General features: G+C 64.0%; 1 protein-coding gene. It reads right to left on the bottom strand.

Going from position 1 to position 1,803, the window contains the following annotated elements; translation table 11 throughout:
* Positions 1-38 precede the first annotated feature (38 nt).
* Complete coding sequence (locus tag AB4Z11_RS30680; protein WP_442029814.1) at positions 39-1,802, bottom strand: methyl-accepting chemotaxis protein; 1,764 nt, start codon at positions 1,800-1,802, stop codon at positions 39-41.
* Between the last annotated feature and the right edge of the window lies 1 nt (position 1,803).

Raw genomic sequence — 1,803 nt, 5'->3', positions numbered from 1 at the left:
CAGCGCTTCCTGAACGATCTTCAGGAAATGTTCCTGGCTTAAAACTCTTCCCACTCGTCGTTGACGGGCACCGGCTTGCGGCGTTCGGTGCCGGGTGGGCGGGGCGCTGATGCCTGCGCGTTGGCGTCGGCCGGGCCATGCGCGTTGCCGTTGGCCGGCGCGGCGCTGGCGCGCTGCGTCGCGGTGCGTGGCGACGCCGTGATCGCCTTGCGTGCCGGCGTTGCCGGCCGCGTGACGCGCGCTGCGATTGGCGCGGCGGCCGGTGCAAATCCTGCCTCGCCCAACTTGAACATCGCCGCCACTTCGGCCAGGCGCGCCGCCTGTTCCTGCATGCTGGCCGCTGCCGCCGCCGCTTCCTCGACCAGCGCCGCATTCTGCTGCGTTACCGTATCCATCTGCCCGATCGCCTCATTGACCTGGTCGATGCCCACACTCTGCTCGCGGCTGGCCGACGTGATCTCGCCCATGATGTCCGTCACGCGGCGTACCGAAGCGACCACTTCATCCATGGTGGTACCGGCTTGCTGCACCAGCGAAGTGCCCGCATTGACCTGATCAACCGAATTGCCGATCAGCTCCTTGATCTCCTTCGCCGCAGCTGCCGAGCGCTGCGCCAGATTGCGCACCTCGGATGCAACGACCGCAAAACCGCGTCCCTGCTCGCCAGCGCGCGCTGCTTCCACGGCCGCATTCAGCGCCAGGATATTGGTCTGGAAGGCGATGCCATCGATGGTGCCGATAATGTCCACAATCTTGCGCGAAGACGCGTCGATGGAACCCATAGTCTCAACCACCTGGCCCACGATATCGCCGCCGCGTGCGGCAACGTCGGACGCCGCCTGCGCCAGTTGATTCGCCTGCAAGGCGTTGTCGGCATTCTGGCGCACGGTCGACGTCAGTTCTTCCATCGACGACGCCGTTTCTTCCAGCGAGCTGGCTTGCTCCTCGGTGCGTGCCGAAAGGTCAAGATTGCCCTCGGCGATTTCCTGCGAAGCGCCCGCAATCGCCGACGTGCCGGTCTGCACCTCGCTGACCACGCGGCGCAGCGCATCGTTCATGCCTTTCAGCGCCGTCATCAACTCGCCGATTTCATCGCGTGTCGTCTCGTCGTCGAAGCGCGTAGTCAGATCGCCTTTGGCCACGGTGGCCGCCACGCCGACAGCGTCGTTAAGCGGTTTGGTAATGCTGCGCGAAATCACCCAGGCTGCCCAGACGCCAAACGCCAGCAGGGCAACACCCAGCGCGATCATCATGTTTGTGCTGCGGTCGTTGGCCGCATCGATGGCAGCAGCGGTGTTGTCGATGGACTTGCGCTGGAGTGCCAGCAGTTCTTTCACCTTGTCCTGGTAAGCCTGCGCGGCGGGCTCGAACTCGCTCTTGTACAGCTGTTCGGCCTTGTCGRCATCGCCGGCCTTGCGCGCGTCCATCACGTGGGTTTTGCCGGCCTGGTATTTGTTGCGCAGCTCGATGGCGGTTTTGTAGATAGTGCGCTCCTGATCGGTTTCGATCAGTTCGTCGATGGTCTTCAGAAGGGCGGTGCCGCGCTTCGTGCTGTCGGCGATGACGTCAGCAAACGTTGTCGAAAGCGTACCGTCGGAACTGCGCGCGATCATGGCCGTTCGCGCAATGGCGGAATAAATCAGCACGTACCAGTCGGAGACGATGCGCTCCTTGGCCAGTGGCCGATCCATCATGGCGCGCGTGGCTTCCGCGGTACTGCGCGCGTGAAGCAGGGCATAACCGGTGGCGATCACCGTCAGCAGGAGCACCACGCCAAAACCGGCAGCGAGCCGGGTCCCGATA

The sequence above is a fragment of the Pseudoduganella sp. RAF53_2 genome (assembly GCF_052113985.1).
Classification (GTDB): Bacteria; Pseudomonadota; Gammaproteobacteria; order Burkholderiales; family Burkholderiaceae_D; genus Rugamonas.
The sequence above is the reverse complement of the archived record's forward strand: the minus strand, read 5'-3'. Positions and strand labels throughout refer to the sequence as shown.